General features: G+C 61.6%; 10 protein-coding genes. All 10 read left to right on the forward strand.

What is annotated here, in order from left to right; translation table 11 throughout:
• Complete coding sequence (locus GM676_RS05340; protein WP_155462350.1) at positions 1-1,362, forward strand: DUF1329 domain-containing protein; 1,362 nt, start codon at positions 1-3, stop codon at positions 1,360-1,362.
• Positions 1,363-1,376: 14 nt separating this feature from the next.
• The gene (locus tag GM676_RS05345) at positions 1,377-2,429 is read left to right on the forward strand and encodes a WD40/YVTN/BNR-like repeat-containing protein (protein WP_170304226.1); all 1,053 of its coding nucleotides are present in this window, start codon (positions 1,377-1,379) and stop codon (positions 2,427-2,429) included.
• 10 nt (positions 2,430-2,439) lie between these two features.
• On the forward strand, positions 2,440-4,863 hold the full coding sequence (locus GM676_RS05350; RefSeq protein WP_155462351.1) for an efflux RND transporter permease subunit: 2,424 nt from the start codon (positions 2,440-2,442) through the stop codon (positions 4,861-4,863).
• Between the two features lie 2 nt (positions 4,864-4,865).
• Complete coding sequence (locus tag GM676_RS05355) at positions 4,866-5,318, forward strand: cache domain-containing protein (RefSeq protein ID WP_155462352.1); 453 nt, start codon at positions 4,866-4,868, stop codon at positions 5,316-5,318.
• A gap of 74 nt (positions 5,319-5,392) precedes the next feature.
• Positions 5,393-6,505 (forward strand): alcohol dehydrogenase catalytic domain-containing protein, encoded by a 1,113-nt coding sequence (locus GM676_RS05360; protein ID WP_155462353.1) that lies wholly within the window; start codon positions 5,393-5,395, stop codon positions 6,503-6,505.
• Between the two features lie 16 nt (positions 6,506-6,521).
• Positions 6,522-6,896, forward strand: coding sequence for a nuclear transport factor 2 family protein (locus GM676_RS05365; protein WP_170304227.1), 375 nt, complete (start codon positions 6,522-6,524; stop codon positions 6,894-6,896).
• Positions 6,897-6,917: 21 nt separating this feature from the next.
• Positions 6,918-7,460 (forward strand): VOC family protein, encoded by a 543-nt coding sequence (locus tag GM676_RS05370; protein ID WP_155462355.1) that lies wholly within the window; start codon positions 6,918-6,920, stop codon positions 7,458-7,460.
• A 322-nt stretch (positions 7,461-7,782) separates the two neighbouring features.
• Positions 7,783-8,832, forward strand: coding sequence for a Fic family protein (locus tag GM676_RS05375; protein ID WP_155462356.1), 1,050 nt, complete (start codon positions 7,783-7,785; stop codon positions 8,830-8,832).
• Positions 8,833-8,898: 66 nt separating this feature from the next.
• Entirely contained in the window at positions 8,899-14,199 is a 5,301-nt protein-coding gene (locus GM676_RS05380) for a DEAD/DEAH box helicase family protein (protein WP_155462357.1), read from the forward strand.
• A gap of 18 nt (positions 14,200-14,217) precedes the next feature.
• Positions 14,218-17,010: a DUF8741 domain-containing protein gene (locus GM676_RS05385; RefSeq protein ID WP_155462358.1), complete on the forward strand. Its 2,793-nt coding sequence runs from the start codon at positions 14,218-14,220 to the stop codon at positions 17,008-17,010.
• Positions 17,011-17,022 lie beyond the last annotated feature (12 nt).

The raw sequence follows: 17,022 nt of genomic DNA on the forward strand, positions 1-17,022 counted from the left end.
ATGAAAAGCACGATCAAGCGGGCCGCGATGTCATCGCTGGCTCTGGGGCTGGTGTTCAGCGGCGCGGCCATCGCGGCCGTGAGCAATGAGGAAGCGGCCAAACTGAAAACCGAACTGACGCCGATGGGCGCGGAAAAGGCCGGCAACAAGGCCGGCACCATTCCGGCCTGGGACGGCGGCCTGACCAAAGCGCCGACCGGCTACAAGGAAGGCGATACCCGCGCCGATCCGTATGCCGCCGAAAAACCGCTGGTGTCGATCAGCGCCAGGAACATGGACCAGTACGCCGACAAGCTGAGCGACGGCGTCAAGGCGCTGATGAAGAAATATCCGAGCTACCGCATCGACGTCTATCCTAGCCATCGCACCGCCGCCATGCCGCAGTGGGCCTACGATAACACCCTCAAAAACGCCACCCGCTGCAAGACCAGGGATGGCGGCCAGTCGCTGGAAGGCTGCTACGGCGGCGTGCCGTTCCCGCTGCCGAAGACCGGCGCCGAATTGATGTGGAATCATTTGCTGGCCTGGAAAGGGCAGGCCAATTCCATGCTGTTCCGCCTGTTTGTGGTGACCTCGGACGGCAAGCCTACCATGGCCTCGGACGGTCTGAACGAAGTGCAGTCGCCGTACTGGTTCAAGGATGGCTCGCTGGAGAAATTCGGCGGTGACTACAACAACCTGATGCTGGTGACCTACGGCCCGCCGTTCAAGGCCGGCGAATCGATCCTGCTGCGCGACACGGTGGATGCCGGCAAGGGCCGCCAGGCTTGGCAATACCTGGTGGGCCAGCGCCGCACCCGCAAGGCGCCCACGCTGGGCTACGACACGCCGGACAGTGTGGCCTCGGGTGCGTTCTACTTTGACGAGGCGTTCGGATTCTCGGGCGGCCTGGACCGCTACGACTGGAAGGTGATCGGCAAGAAGGAACTGTACATCCCGTACAACACCAACCGCACCTGGCTGGCCAAGTCCACCGACCTGCTCGGCCCGCAGCACCTGAATCCGGACCACATCCGCTGGGAACTGCACCGCGTGTGGGAAGTGGAAGCGACCGTGGCGCCGGGCAAGCGCCACGCGGTGCCGAAACGCCGCTACTACCTCGACGAGGATACCTATACCGCCGCGCTGGCCGACATGTGGGACGGCCAGGGACAGATCTGGCGCGTCGGCTACACGCTGCCGATGGCGATGCCGGACGTGCCGGGCACCATCGCCCAGAGTTTCGGCCTGTACAACCTGCTGGCCGGGACCTATGTGCTGGCCAACTATCCGGGCGAGAAGGCCTACCAGTTCAAGCAGGTGCCGCCATGGAACGAGAACTACTTCACGCCGGAGAACCTGGCGGCGAAGGGTAGCCGCTGATCCGGGAGCCCATCATGAACTTATCGCAATGCCGGCGGATGGCCGGCGCGCTGATCGGCGCCGCGCTGCTGGCGGCGGCGCCGGCACAGGCCGAGCCCGACGTGCTGGCGCGGCCGGCCCTGGCCAGCGCCAAGGCCGCTTCGTCCGTGATGCTGGCGATCGCCCAGGCCGGCGAGCGCATCGTTGCCGCCGGCGAGCGCGGCATCATCGTCTACTCGGACGACCAGGGCGCCAGCTGGCGCCAGGCCGCGGTGCCGGTCAGCGTGTCGCTGGTGGGCCTGCGCTTCGCCAACGGCCGCGACGGCTGGGCGGTGGGCCACAGCGGCGTGGTGCTGCGCACCCGTGACGGCGGTCAGAGCTGGGTGCGCCAGCTGGACGGCGCCGGCGCGGCCCAGCGCGCGCTCGACGCCGCCAAGGCCGGGCAGGGCGGCGCCCGGGCGCTGGCCGATGCCGAACGGCTGGCGGCCGAAGGCCCCAGCAAGCCTTTCCTCGACGTGCAATTTTTCGACGAGCAGCATGGCCTGGTGGTCGGCGCCTTCGGCCTGATGTTTGCCACCGCCGATGGCGGCCAGCACTGGCAGCCGGCCATGGAACGGCTGGACAACCCGAAAGGCAAGCATCTGTACGCGGTGCAGGCGCGCGGCGACGAGTGCTATGTGGTGGGGGAGCTGGGCGCGGTGTATTACTCGAAAGACCGCTGCCAGGCCTTCAGCGCCGTGCAAACGCCGTATGAGGGCACCTACTTCGGCGCGGTGGCCACCGGCCCGCGCAGCGTGGTGGTGTTTGGCATGCGCGGCCATGTCTACTGGTCCGGCGACGCCGGCGCCAGCTGGCGGCAGAGCGAGATCGCCACGCCGGCCTCGCTGATGGCCGGCCTGCTGCTGAAAGATGGCTCGATCCTGCTCAGCGATGAAACCGGGCGCCTGTTCCGCAGCACCGATGGCGGCCGCCGCTTCGAGCCGGCGCCCGCCGCGCAGCCGGCGCCCACCACCGGCTTGCTGCAAACGGCCAACGGCAGCCTGTTCCTGTCCGGCGTGCGCGGCATCACCCGCGCGGCCCTGAAATGAAAGCGGCATCATGAAGCAATCCAACCAAGACATGCCGGCCGTGACCAGCCTGGCCGATTTCGACCGCCGCTCCGGCTCACGGGTGGAGCGCCTGCTGTTCAACCACCGGCTGGCGGTGTTGCTGCTGTTTGCCGTGGCGACCGCGCTGCTGGCCTGGCAGGCGCTGGGCGTCAAGCTCAACCCCAGCTTCGAGCGCATGATACCGGCCCATCATCCCTACGTGCTCAACTACCGCGCCCACAAGGCCGACCTGGCCGGGCTGGGCAACACCCTGCGGATCGCCGTCGAAGCCAGGGAAGGCAGCATCTACAGCGCGCGCTACATGGAAACCCTGCGCAAGCTGAACGATGAACTGTTCCTGCTGCCCGGCGTCGACCGCTCCTTCATGAAGTCGCTGTGGATGCCGGCCGTGCGCTGGATCGGCGTGACGGAGGAGGGGCTCGATGGCGGCCCGGTGATACCGGACGCCTTCGACGGCTCGCCGTCCAGCCTGGATGCGCTGCGCGCCAACATCGAGCGCTCCGGCGAAATCGGCGCGCTGGTGGCGCCGGACTTCAAGTCCAGCGTGATCGTGATGCCGCTGATGGAGGGCGACGGCGCGCAACGCCTCGACTACGCCAGGCTGTCGCAGCAGCTGGAACAACTGCGCACCAAGTACGAGGCCGAGGGCGTGCGCATCCACATCACCGGCTTCGCCAAGGTGGTGGGCGACCTGATCGAAGGCATGCAACAGGTGCTGGTGTTCTTCGCCGTGGCGCTGGCGATCTGCACCGCGGTGCTGCTGTGGTACACCCGCTGCGTGCGCAGCACGGTGCTGGTGGTGGCCTGTTCGCTGGTGGCGGCGGTGTGGCTGCTGGGTCTGTTGCCGGCGCTGGGTTATGAGCTCGATCCCTACTCGGTGCTGCTGCCCTTCCTGGTGTTCGCCATCGGCATGAGTCACGGCGCCCAGAAGATGAACGGCATCATGCAGGACATCGGCCGCGGCGCGCACAAGCTGGTGGCCGCGCGCTATACCTTCCGCCGCCTGTTCCTGGCCGGCCTGACGGCCTTGCTGGCGGACGCGGTCGGCTTCGCGGTGCTGATGGTGATCGACATTCCGGTGATCCACGACCTGGCGATTTCGGCCAGCATCGGCGTGGCGGTGCTGATCTTCACCAACCTGATCCTGCTGCCCATCCTGCTGTCCTACACCGGCGTCAGCCCGGTGGCGGCCCAGCGCAGCCTGCGCGACGAGGAGGGCACTGCCCCGCGCAAGCACCGCTTCTGGGCTTTCCTCGACCTGTTCACCGGACGCCGCTGGGCCAGCGTGGCGATCGGCGCGGCGCTGGCGCTGGCGGCCGGCGGCGCGGCGGTCAGCACCCAGCTGAAGATCGGCGACCTCGATCCCGGCGCGCCGGAACTGCGGCCCGATTCGCGCTACAACCGCGACAGCGCCTTCATGGCGGCGCACTATGCCGCCAGCAGCGACAACTTCGTGGTCATGGTGCAAACGCCGCAATACATGTGCGCCAACTACGCCGTGCTGGCCCAGGTGGAAGCGCTGGAATGGCAGCTGCAACAGCTGCCGGGCGTGGAATCGACCAATTCCTATGCCACCCTGAGCAAGCGCACCTCGGCCGGCATGAACGAGGGCAGCCTGAAATGGTTCGACCTGCCGCGCTCGCAGGACATGCTGAACGCCATCACCACCCGCGCCCCGCGCGAGCTGCTGAACCAGAACTGCGACCTGCTGACGGTCTACGTCTACCTCAAGGACCACAAGGCCGACACGCTGGACGCGGTGGTGCGCGCGGTGGAAGCCTTTGCCGCCGCCAACAACACCAAGGAGCTGCAATTCCTGCCGGCGGCCGGCAACGCCGGCATCGAGGCCGCCACCAACATCGTGGTGCGCAAGGCCAATACGCAAATGCTGCTGCTGGTGTACGCGGCGGTGATCGTGCTGGCCTTCGTCGCCTTCCGCTCGTGGCGCGCGGTGATCTGCGCGGTGCTGCCGCTGATGCTGACCTCGGTGTTGTGCGAGGCGCTGATGGTGGCGCTGGGCATCGGCGTCAAGGTGGCGACCCTGCCGGTGATCGCGCTGGGCGTGGGTATCGGCGTCGACTACGCGCTGTATGTGGTGACGGTGACCCTGGCCGAAATGCGGCGCGGCGCCAGCCTGTCGCAGGCTTATTACCGCGCCTTGCTGTTCACCGGCAAGGTGGTGGTGCTGACCGGCGTGACGCTGGGCGTGGCGGTGGCCACCTGGGGCCTGTCGCCGATCAAGTTCCAGGCCGACATGGGCATCCTGCTGGCCTTCATGTTCATCTGGAACATGCTGGGCGCCCTGATCCTGCTGCCGGCGCTGGCGCACTTCCTGTTGCAGCCGCGCGCCGCGACGCCCACCCGCAGCGTTGCCGCCGCCCCGGCGCCGGCCGCCTGCACCGCTGGAGACTGAGCATGAAACGTCGCACCTTTACCGCATTGCTGGCCGCCTGCTGGCTGTCGCCGGCGCTGGCCGAGCCGGCCTCGCGCGCCGCCGCCGTGGCCTTCGTCAAAAAAGCCGTGGCCTATCTGGGCCAGAACGGCAAGAGCAAGGCGCTGGCGGAGTTCAACGACCCCAAGGGCCGCTTTGTCGACGGCGAACTGTACATCGTCGCCCTCGACCTGGACGGCGTGGTGCTGGCCGACGCCAACCAGCCCAAAATGGTCGGCAAGTCGCTGTACGACATCCGCGACATGAACGGCAAGTACTTCGTGCGCGAAGAGCTGGAGCAGGCCCGCGCGCAAGGGCAGGGCTGGGTGGAATTCGTCTGGCCGCATCCGGTCAGCAAGCAGTTGGCGCAGCGCGCCAGCTACTTTGAACGGGCGGGGGATGTCATCGTATTAACGGGCATTTACAACGCCAAGTAATTTTCTGCATAAATTTAAAATTTATGCGTAAAATAGGGCTATAACAGCTTCAACATTAAACACAGGAGACAGACATGGAAAAGACAATGAAGGTGGCGCGCATGCACGCGGTGGGCGCACCGATGCAAATCGAGCACATCCCGGTGCCGACCCCCGGCCCGAGTGACGTGCTGGTGCGGGTGCGTTCCTGCGGCATCGTGCCCAACCTGGGCAACATCCTGGCCAACTGGACCACCTGGTTCCCCGAGCTGCCGCTGCCGCCGCTGCCGGCCATCTTCGGGCTGGACCCGGCCGGCGAAGTGGTGGCGGTCGGCAAGCAGGTGCATGACTGGAAGGTGGGCGAGCGCGTCTACGTCAATCCGGGCCGCTACTGCGGCGGCTGCCGCGCCTGCCGCTCGGGCGACCTGATCAACTGCACCCACTACACCTTCAACGGCTACTTCGGCTTCTCGCAGAACTCGCTGAAGATCTTCAACGACTATCCCTACGGCGGCCTGGGCGAGTACATGACGGCGCCGCAGTACGCGCTGGTGCGCCTGCCGGACAACGTCAGCTTCGATCAGGCGGCCCGTTTCGGCTATCTGGGCACGGCGTATTCGGCGCTGCGCAAGGGCGGCGCCGGTCCCGGCAAGACGGTGCTGATCAACGGCATCAGCGGCACGCTGGGCCTGGGCGCGGCGCTGTTTTGCCTGGCGATGGGCGTCACCCGCATCCTCGGCACCGGCCGCAACCTGGACTTGCTGGAAAAGGTCAGGGAACTGGCGCCGGGCCGCATCCAGGTGCTGTCCACCGCCAACGGCGAAGCCATCGACACCTGGGTGAAACAGGTGACCGACGGGCTGGGTGCCGATCTGTTTGTCGATTGCCTCGGACCGGGCGCCACCCATGAGCCGCTGCTGCAAGGCGTGCGCGCGCTCAGGCGCGGCGGCCGCGCCTTCAACATCGGCGCCACCGCCGGCGGCGTGGCGATGGACCTGCACACCATGATGGACGAGCAGCAAAGCATCGAGGGCTCGGCCTGGTTCACTGCCGGCGAAGGCCAGGACATCGCCGACATGGCGGCGGCCGGCACCCTGAACCTGTCGGTGTTCGAGCACGTCAAATTCCCGCTGGACGAGGTGAACCAGGCCATCAATGGCATCGCCAGCCGCAACGGCGGTTTCAGCAACTACGTCATCAACCCTTAACCGCGCGGAGACCGACATGGACTATGCCCAGGACATCCTCAATCTCGAACAGCAGCGCTGCACCGCCATGATGGGCGCCGACGTGCCGCTGCTCTCCCAGCTGTTTGCCGACGACATGGTGTGGATACACGCCTCGGCCAAGGTGGACGGCAAGGCCGGCGTGCTGAACACCATCGGCAGCGGCAAGACCAAATACCTGGCGATCGACTGCTCCGACCAGCAAGTGCGCCTGTACGGCGAGACGGCCATCGTTGGCGGGGTGGCCGACATGAAGCTGGAAAGCGCCGGCGAAGTGCGCAGCCTGAAGAACCGCTACACTATCCACTGGCTCAAGCAGGCTGGCGGCTGGCAGGTGGTGAACTGGCAGTCGACCTCGGTGAAAGCCGCCTGAGCCGTCGAGAAAGGAACCACAATGCTTTCCCAAAGTGTGACCCGTCCCACCCCGTCCCATTTCGGCATCTTCGTGACCGACCTGGAGCGGATGGTGGATTTCTACACCCGTCTGTTCGGCCTGACCATCACCGATCGCGGCCAGGGCCGCAACTTCAAGAGCGAGCTGGTGTTCATGAGCGCCAGCGTCGACCAGCATCACCAACTGGTGCTGGCCTCGGGCCGGCCGCCGGAGGCCAGCTTCAGCACGGTGATGCAAGTGTCCTTCATCGTGCCGGCCATCCAGAACCTGCGCGAGATCCGCGCGCTGGCGCTGGAACTGGGGGCGACCCAGATGCGCGGCCTCAACCACGGCAACTCGCTGTCGATTTATTTCGCCGACCCGGAAGGCAACACGGTGGAGGTCTACACCGACACGCCGTACTACGTGGCCCAGCCGCACGGCGATCCGCTCGACCTCACCAAGAGCGACGCGGAAATCCTGCGCGAGACGGAAGCCATCGTGCGCCAGGACCCGACCTTCATGCCGCTGGAGGAGTGGCGCAAGAAGTTTCTGGCTTCCTGATCACAGACCACGCGCTCTCATCTGTATAGCCGTGCGGCAGATGAGAGCGTCTTGCTGTGTTCACTTCCGCAACAATCAACAAACTCCAGGCTGTCACCGCGCAAGCGCTCCAGCTTCCCAGCCCTTGTCATAAGCGTATTGGTCGGGGGCGGTAATGCCCGGTTGAATTCTGCCTGGATCATCTGCTAGCAGAACCGGAACCCGCAAGCTGATCCGAAAGGTAGAAATGGGGTAATCTTGGATTTATTGGGGTAATGACGGTCATCCATACCCCAATTTATAGTAACATTACCCTTACTCCTACTCTTTCAGATGCTGCTGCATGCAATCACTCTCGCCAGATTACCTCGTCCGGTTGCGCTTCGATACGCAGCAGCTAGCGACGTTGCGTGCCTTGGGTGAATACAGGGGCAAGCAGCAGCTCTTTGTGGCGCAGTCACCCGAGGTTTTGAGCGACCTGCGACAGGTTGCCATTGTCGAGTCCACCGAATCGTCGAATCGCCTGGAGGGCGTGGTCGTGGCGGCCCATCGGCTCAAGTCGCTGGTACTGAAGAATGCGACGCCTCAAAACCGGTCTGAGCAAGAAGTGGCGGGCTACCGCGATGCCCTGGGTCTGATCCACGAGAGCGGTGAGCAGATGCCGCTTTCAGAGGGCACCGTCCTGCAGCTCCACGGCATACTGTACCGCTACATGCCACAACCAGGCGGGCAATGGAAGGCCACGAACAACGACATTATCGAGCGCCATCCCGATGGCAGCTCGCGCGTCCGTTTTCGTCCAGTCGCCGCGCACCTCACCCCCATGGCGATGACAGACCTGATCGCGCGGTACCGTTCAGCGCTGGATCAACATTTGGCGGACCCCTTGGTGCTGGTGCCTCTCGCCATCCTCGACTTCTTATGCATTCACCCATTCCCGGACGGAAACGGCCGCATGGCACGCCTGCTTACCCTGCAGTTGCTGTATCACTTTGGCTATACGGTAGGCCGTTTCATCAGCCTGGAGCGCATCTTCGAGGAGTCGAAGGAGGGCTATTACGAAACGCTAGAGGCCAGTTCCCATGGCTGGCATGAGGCTGCTCATAACATCGCACCTTGGCTAAACTATTTCTGGGGCGCCCTGTTGCGGGCCTACAAGGACTTCGAAGAGCGCGTAGGCACCATCGAGCGTGGTCGGGGCGCCAAGGGTGACCGCGTTCGTTCAGAAATCCTCAAACGGCAATTGCCCTTCTCCATCTCGGACATTGAGGAGGCTTGCCCTGGCATCAGTCGTGACATGGTTCGAGTGATTTTGCGCATGATGAAAGCAGAGGGGCTCATAGAACCAAATGGCAAAGGCAGGGGGGCTAAATGGCAACACAAACAGCCTTGACCTTTCACTGGGCTGCGGCCATGGATGAATTGCGCCTACACAAAGAAGAACAAGGAGAAAAGAATCATGGATGACGTCTTTCAGTTTCGCAACCAACTAGTTGACCGCTACAGCACCTTCTCGCGCAGCTTTGTTCGCATTGCGGCAAGTGATATTCAGGAAGAGGTCGAGCGACAGTATAAGGATGGACGTTACTGGCCCGAGCCCCTGGTGCAGATCAACCCCAATTACCAGCGCAAAGGCACTGTGCAATCGCTAGCTGCAGAAGGGGTTCTGTATCCCCTGTGCGCAGATGTCTTTCAAACAGGAAAGCCTGAAGGCAATCCGCAACCATTGCACCTATATGCGCACCAGCTGGAGGCATTGGCAAAAGGGCAATCTGGGAAAAGCTATGTGGTGACCACGGGAACGGGGTCGGGGAAGTCACTGTCTTTTTTCATCCCGATAATTGACCGTATCATTAGGGCAAAGGCAGAGGGCGGTAAGCCTCGCACGCGGGCCATCGTCATCTATCCGATGAACGCATTGGCCAACAGCCAACTGGAAGAGCTGGACAAGTTCCTCCATGGCTATGCGCCCGACGAGCGGCCATTCACTGTGGCGCGCTACACCGGCCAGGAAAAAAAGCCCGAGCGCGATGTGATGGCAGATAACCCGCCTGACATCCTGCTCACGAACTTCATGATGCTGGAGTACATCCTAACCCGCTTTGACGACGTGGATCGCAGGGTGGTGGATCACTGCGAAGGTCTGGAGTTCCTAGTGCTCGATGAACTACATACCTACCGCGGCCGCCAAGGTGCCGATGTGGCCTTGCTTGTCCGCCGCCTACGTGAGCGCCTCAAGGCCGACAAGCTGGTTTGCATTGGCACATCAGCTACCATGTCTACTGCGGGCAACCAGGCCGACCGCAATCGCACCGTAGCAGAAGTGGCAGCTAAACTGTTTGGCACCCAGATCAGTGAGCACGACGTGATTGGTGAGACCCTTGAGCGTGTCACTGACCCGCTCAAAGATGTTGTCTCGATTGCAGCAGAGTTGCCTGCAGCGGTCCAACGTGCACACTTTGAATGGGAAAGTTTTGAGGCCTTTCAGAGAGACCCTTTGTCCATTTGGGTAGAACTCAACCTCGGAATTGAGTTACCTGATCAAGAGCCCCCTCGGCGTGCCAAGCCAAAGACGCTGCAGACCGCCTGCGGTGATCTCGCGCATGACGCAAACTGTGATATCGAGCTGGCGCGTAATGCGTTGCAGCGCTTTCTGGTCGCGGCCCACGACGTACGGACGCCTCAGGGGCGCCCTCCATTTGCCTTCAAACTGCATCAATTCATCAGCGGTCCGGGCAAAGTGCTCACCACCCTTGAAGCCCCCGGCCATCGCCACGTCACGCTTGACGCTCAGCGCTTTGCTCCTGGTCGGCAAGATGAGGGGGTTCATCTCTATCCAGCCCATTTTTGCCGAGATTGTGGCCAAGAGTACCTGCCGGTGTGGAAGTCGGGGCAGCGCTCCACCACCTACATGCCAAGAGAGATTGACGATGTCAGCGCCGATGACAGCGAAGATGTGAGCTATGGCTTTCTCTGCTCAATCAAGGGGGGCCAGCAATACGGTGGTCAGCTCAATGACCTGCCTGAAACTTGGCTGGACCTCAGTCGCGAAGAGCCGAAAGTCAAAACTACTTACAGAAAAGCCATTCCCTACCAAGTGACGGTTAGCCCTGAAGGGCACGAGGGCTTTGGCGAGGAATTCTGGTTTATCCCGGGTAAGTTCCGCTTCTGTCTGAGCTGTGGAGTCACTCATGAGGCGCATGGGAAGGACGCCAATCGGCTGTCCAGCCTATCAGGCGAGGGACGTTCGTCGGCCACTACTATGATAGCGCTGAGTGCTTTGCAGCAACTCTTCGCTTTGCCGGAGCCAGCGCCAGGCCAGCCTGATCCGCGCAAGCTTCTGGGGTTCACGGATAACCGCCAAGATGCCGCACTTCAGGCGGGACACTTCAATGATTTCATCTTCTTGTTGACTCTGCGCTCTGGTCTGATCGGCGCCTTGCAGGACAATGCGGGTGTACTCACCGAAGAGCAACTCGCTGATTCTGTATTCAAAGCGCTAGGCTTTCATCAGGTCGAGCAAAGCATCCTCGTCGAATACTTACGGTCTCCAAAGTTAATGGGGCTAGCGCGACAAGAGGCCCAACGCACGCTGCGCTTCATCATCGCTTACCGCTTGTTGCGTGACCTTCGCCCAGGCTGGCGCTTTAATAACCCCAACCTCGACCAACTCGGCCTGCTGATGATCCGCTATCGCGGACTCGACGAGTTCTGTGCTGATGCAAACTCATTTGCAGACCACAGCGTGCTATCCAGACTTAGCCCAGCACATCGGGTACGGCTGAACGAACTGCTGTTCGACAATCTGCGTCGCCACTTGTGTCTTGAAACCAGGTACCTTGATCCGGTCGAGCAAGACAAAGCTCGCACCAGCGGTCACACCTACCTCACTGAGCGCTGGGCATTTGCTCCCGATGAAAAGCTCGAAACAGGTCGCTATTTGATTTTGGGCCGGCGCCCGGAATACAAGGGGAAACCACGTACGGATCTCGTCACCGGCGGCGCGCGATCACGCTTACTGCGTCAGCTTAAAACCTCAAGCTTCTGGCAGGACACGGTTTTCGCCAACGAAGTCAAACATTGGAACGATACAGAGTGGGTAAAGCTCATCGAGGCCACGCTCCTTGCCGCCGGGAATTACGGCTATGTGCAGAGGCATGCCATTGACACGCAGTTGGCGGGCTGGCGCCTGAACGCCGCGCGTTTGGATTGGTGTTTGACCACTGATCATCCTTTGGGCGAAGACAGCCGAGTTAACACCTTCTTCCGTGAATTGTATCTGAGCGTAGCTGACCTGTTGCGCCTACCTTCACATCCTATGTTCGAGTTCGAAGCTCAGGAGCACACCGCGCAGGTTGATGCCCCGCGGCGACAGCTGCTGGAGCAGCGGTTCCGCTACACGGACAAAGATCGAAACGACTGGTCGCAAAACCCAGCGCACGAAGCTCCGCTTGAGCGTTTGCCTGTAATGTTCTGCTCGCCCACCATGGAGCTGGGGGTAGACATCTCTGCGCTCAACACCGTGTACTTGCGAAACATGCCGCCCACACCGGCCAATTACGCCCAGCGAAGCGGCCGTGCGGGACGTTCCGGACAACAGGCTCTGGTTGTGACCTACTGCGCAGCACTTAGCCCGCACGATCAATGGTTCTTCCGCCATGCCACCGACATGGTCCACGGAGTGGTCCGTGCTCCAACGCTCGACTTGGCTAACCGAGATCTCGTGGACAGCCACCTTCAGGCCGTGTGGCTAGCCAGCACTCAGACCGCGCTGGACGCCAGTATCGCACCGATGCTTGATCTGGACCTGCCCGGCAAACCGCTTAAGCAGAGCTACCAAGATGCCTTCAATGCATCCGGCGTGCGGAAGCGGGCCTTGGATAGCGCGCAGCGCGTAGTCGATCAGTTACTGACTGAGTTGAACGGCAGTCACTGGTTTTCACAGGAGTACGTGCAGCAGGTCATTGAGCGCGCGCCCCAACAGTTCTCTGGTGCCCTGGAACGCTGGCGGGTTTTGTTCGACGCCACGCGGCAGCAGATGAACATGGCAGACCAGATTGTCAAGAGCCACACCGCCTCGCATGCGGAGCGCCAGAATGCCCAGCGCCGATATGGTGATGCTGCGCGCCAGTACGCGGTTCTACTCAAATCAGGCAATACTCAGAACACCGATTTCTACACATATCGCTACTTGGCTAGCCAAGGGTTCTTGCCAGGCTACAACTTCCCTCGCTTACCACTGATGGCTTGGATTCCTGCGCGCGGTGGGCAAATCACAAATGGCAAAGACGACGAGGGCAGTATGGTCAGTCGCCCCCGTTTTCTGGCGCTGTCGGAGTTCGGCCCACGTAGCCTCATTTACCATCAGGGGCGCATGTACCGCGTGGTACGAGCCAAGCTCAATGTGGGCAACGCCGACCACATTTCAGGCAGCAGTCAACTTGCCACGATCACTTCGTTGGTATGTAGCCAATGTGGCTACGGTCACCTAGGTGAGCCTGGAGGCGGGCAGCCGTTGGTTAACCGCTGCGAAAGCTGCGACGCACTGCTAACCGAAACCGATTGGGTGCGTGAGCTATATCGCATCGAAACCGTCGAGACGCTGCCGGTTGAGCGCATTTCGATCAACGACGAGGACCGACAGCGCCAAGGTTTCGAGCTGCAAACCACCTACCGTTTCTTACCGGGACCTGATGGCAAGATCCAGAAGCAAAAGGCCGATGTCCTACAAGGCGAAGAGGCTCTAGCTGAGCTCAGCTACGCTCCGGCCGCACGTATCTGGCGAATCAATCGGGGGTGGCGTCGTCGCAAAGACGAGGAACAACTCGGCTTCTACATCAACCCCATCACGGGCACTTGGAGCAAACAAGACGCTCCTGATACGGGTGAAGATGCTGGCGGTGACGATGCGCTCATGGAAAAAGTGCCCAATCAGCGGATCGTCCCGTTTGTTGAGGACCACCGCAACCTCCTGATCTTGGCGCCGACGCATGCGCTGCCTTTGGAAGCCATGGCCACGCTGCAGGCAGCACTTAAGCGCGGCATCGAGATGACCTTCCAGATCGAAGAGTCCGAGCTCGTGGCCGAGCCACTTCCAAAGCTGAACGAGCGACGAGCACTGCTGTTCTACGAAGCGGCCGAGGGGGGCGCCGGTGTGCTCACCCGTTTGGCCAACGACGCAGCCAGCCTAGCGCTGGTGGCCCAAAATGCATTGCGCCTTTTGCATCATCGCGACCCTGCAGATGACATTTGGCGGTTGGAAGACTTACCCGAAATGGAGCAGACCGATGACCTCGGTAACCACATTTGCGAGGCTGGCTGCTATCAGTGCTTACTTTCGTATTTCAATCAGCCGGATCACGAGCACATCAACCGTCGCAACCCGGAAGCATTGAAGTTGCTAGTAGCTATGGCGAATGCGCAGGTGAAGTTACGCCTTGCTGATGACATTGCACCCACCGGTCCCATGGCTAGTGATACAGCGTCGGACGACGACACCGCCGAAGCACGGTGGCTAGCCGCTTTGCATGCGGCGGGCTTACGTGCGCCTGATGCTTTGAATGTTGCAGTCAATCAAGGTGCTGCCATAGCCACAGCCCAGTACAAGACCGCACGAGCCCTAGTGTTCCTCAGCCCAATTGATGCAATCACAGCCACTACTCTGCAAGACAAAGGGTGGCAGGTGCTGGATTTTTCTGAACCCGAATTTTGGTCTGCCCGCTTTGCCGAATATCCAGCCGTGTTTCGCGTAACCGGCTAAGGACCCAAGACAACTCTCATGACAACACTTGAACACGATTTTTTGCCAGGCAACCTGGTTCGCGCCAGAGGCCGCGAATGGGTAGTGCAGACCGATTCTCGCCGCGACTGGCTGCGATTGCGGCCATTAGGCGGGGCTGAAGACGAAAGCATTGCACTGATTCCTGAGCTGGAGTTGGCACCGGTTGAGCACGCGACCTTCGACCTGCCTGACCCCGCTGTGGCGGGCAACCACGCGGCGGCCATTCTGCTGCGCGACGCATTGCGCCTCACACTGCGCGCCGGAGCCGGTCCTTTCCGCTCGTTCGGCAACATCGCGGTCGAGCCCCGTGGCTATCAACTGGTGCCTTTACTTATGGCCTTGCGCTTGTCCACCGTTCGACTGCTAATTGCCGACGACGTGGGCGTTGGCAAGACGGTCGAGGCCGGCTTGATTGCTCGCGAGTTGCTGGACCGTGGCGAGATCACACGCTTGGCCGTGCTATGCCCGCCGCACCTGGTCGAGCAATGGCAATCCGAACTGGAGATCCGATTCAACCTGCAAGCGGTTTCCCTCACCGCAGCATCGGCGGCCCGAGTGGAGCGCGAGTTGCCCCACGGTGTGGCCTTGTTTGATCACTATCCGGTGGTCGTTGTGAGCTTGGACTACATCAAGAGCGAGCGCAATCGCGAACAGTTCCTCGCTACCGCCCCGGAATGTATCATCGTCGATGAGGCTCACACGTGCGCCAGCAGCGGTGCAGGCAAGCAGTTACGCTTTGAACTGCTGCAACGCCTTGCGAGGGATGAGCACCGCCATCTGATCTTACTCACCGCCACACCCCACTCAGGCGACGAGGTTGCGTTCTATAACCTCTTATCCCTCTTGGATCAACGCTTCCTGGCATTGCAAGGCCGCATGTCGGCCAACGATCCTCTGCGCCAGGAGCTTGCGCGTCACTTCGTTCAACGCCGCCGCAAAGACATTGCAGAGTGGCAGACAGAAACCCAGGATGGTCGCGGCTTTGCTCGACGCATGAAAACCGAGCTCACCTATCAGCTTAGTGGTGACTGGGGTAGTTTCTTCGACGCCGTGCAGGACTACTGCCGTGAACTGGCCGAAACCGCTGAACACAACGCTGCTGCCGAGGGCTCTGACCTGATGTGGTACGTCACCTTGGCGCTGCTGCGCTGCGTTGCATCCTCACCCGCCGCAGCAGTCAAAGCCCTGACCACTCGACTGGAAGGCACTTTGTCTGCAGAACAATTGTTGACCGATGAGCGCCTACACGACGGTGAGGTAGACGACCTTTCTGCCAGCGACCTGGAGCCGCCTGCCCAACTGCAAGATGCATCTCGTCTGCAAGCATTGATCGCGACGGCGCAGCGTCTTTCGGGTCAATCCGGAGATCCCAAGCTGGCCGCGCTCATCCAGCATATCGGACAGTTGCTCAAAGACGGCTACCACCCAGTGGTGTTCTGCCGCTATATCGCTACCGCGCACTACGTGGCTGAACACATCAAGGCCAACTTCCCCCAGCCCACCATCGAGGCCATCACCGGTGAGCTCTCGCCGGAAGAGCGTCGGGAGCGTGTCGAAGACATGGGTGAGGCTGACAGCCGAATCCTAGTGGCGACTGACTGCCTGTCTGAGGGCATCAACCTCCAGCACCTGTTCACTGCCGTCATCCACTATGACTTAGCCTGGAATCCAACACGCCACGAGCAACGCGAAGGTCGAGTGGACCGCTTCGGCCAACAGGCACCCGAGGTGCGCTGCACTATGCTCTACGGGCAAGACAACCCGATTGACGGTTTTGTTCTGAAGGTCATCTTGCGCAAGGGCGAAGCCATACAGAAAGAGTTGGGGGTGATGGTGCCGCTGCCCGAAGACGACGTCCGCGTCAACCAGGCGTTGGTCAAGGCTGCATTGATGCGACGTGATCATGGTGCCCCGCCCATCATGCTGCAAGAGTCCTTCGACTTCGGTGAGCCCGAGCGCTTGCTGGCTCCGCTACAAGCCAAGTGGCAAGACGCACTGGATAAAGCCAAAGCCAACCGTACCGTGTTCGCGCAGCGCCGTATCCGCCCAGATGAGGTATTGCCGGAGTGGCAAAAGCAACAGCAAGCCCTGGGCACTCAAGGGGATGTGAAACGCTTCTTGCAGAGCGCTTGCATACGCCTAGGGTCACCGCTTGAGGGCGCACGCCGCGCCAATCAGGCCCGCTTTACGCCTCAGCATCTGCCTGAAGCCCTGCGCCTGCGCTTGGCCGACGAAGGCCTGGAATCTGAACAACTGATTGATTTGAGCGAGCTGCACCGCAGTCACCCGCTGGTGGGCATATTAGCTCAGCACCTGTTGGAAGACGCCCTTGGGAATACCCAGCCTGTGGCCGCCCGTTGCGCGGCCACGCTGACCAACGATGTGAACATGGTCACCACACTCTACCTGCTGCGCGTTCGCCACCAGTTAAGCTATGTGCGCAGGCGCGAGCCTTTCCAGATGATGGCGGAAGAGACCGTCGCCCTAGTCGTGCGTGGCCGAACCGACCCAGAATGGTTTTCCGATGAGTATGCTGCGCGGTTAATTGAATGCACTCCTAGCGGCAACCTGCCTTCTGAGGCGGTGCGGCGCGAGGTGCGCCAAGCCATCGAGTTCTTGGCCGCCCACCCGCAGCAATTGCAGGCCTTGGCTCAACAGCGGGCCGATACTCTGCTGGCCGATCATAAGCGCGTGCGAGAAGCCGCACGTGATGTGGGCCAATACAATGTCAAGCCTTGTCTACCAGTAGATGTGATGGGTGTGTACGTTCTGCTCCCAGATTCGCTGTAAGCCCGCCCCGAG

The sequence above is a fragment of the Duganella radicis genome (genome assembly GCF_009720825.1).
GTDB lineage: Bacteria > Pseudomonadota > Gammaproteobacteria > Burkholderiales > Burkholderiaceae_D > Rugamonas > Rugamonas radicis.

Coding starts and splice junctions, on each gene's coding strand:
- GM676_RS05340 (WP_155462350.1), top strand. CDS start 1: ATGAAAAGCACGATCAAGCGGGCCGCGATGTCATCGCTGGCTCTGGGG.
- GM676_RS05380 (WP_155462357.1), top strand. CDS start 8,899: ATGGATGACGTCTTTCAGTTTCGCAACCAACTAGTTGACCGCTACAGC.
- GM676_RS05370 (WP_155462355.1), top strand. CDS start 6,918: ATGCTTTCCCAAAGTGTGACCCGTCCCACCCCGTCCCATTTCGGCATC.
- GM676_RS05355 (WP_155462352.1), top strand. CDS start 4,866: ATGAAACGTCGCACCTTTACCGCATTGCTGGCCGCCTGCTGGCTGTCG.
- GM676_RS05365 (WP_170304227.1), top strand. CDS start 6,522: ATGGACTATGCCCAGGACATCCTCAATCTCGAACAGCAGCGCTGCACC.
- GM676_RS05385 (WP_155462358.1), top strand. CDS start 14,218: ATGACAACACTTGAACACGATTTTTTGCCAGGCAACCTGGTTCGCGCC.
- GM676_RS05345 (WP_170304226.1), top strand. CDS start 1,377: ATGAACTTATCGCAATGCCGGCGGATGGCCGGCGCGCTGATCGGCGCC.
- GM676_RS05350 (WP_155462351.1), top strand. CDS start 2,440: ATGAAGCAATCCAACCAAGACATGCCGGCCGTGACCAGCCTGGCCGAT.
- GM676_RS05360 (WP_155462353.1), top strand. CDS start 5,393: ATGGAAAAGACAATGAAGGTGGCGCGCATGCACGCGGTGGGCGCACCG.
- GM676_RS05375 (WP_155462356.1), top strand. CDS start 7,783: ATGCAATCACTCTCGCCAGATTACCTCGTCCGGTTGCGCTTCGATACG.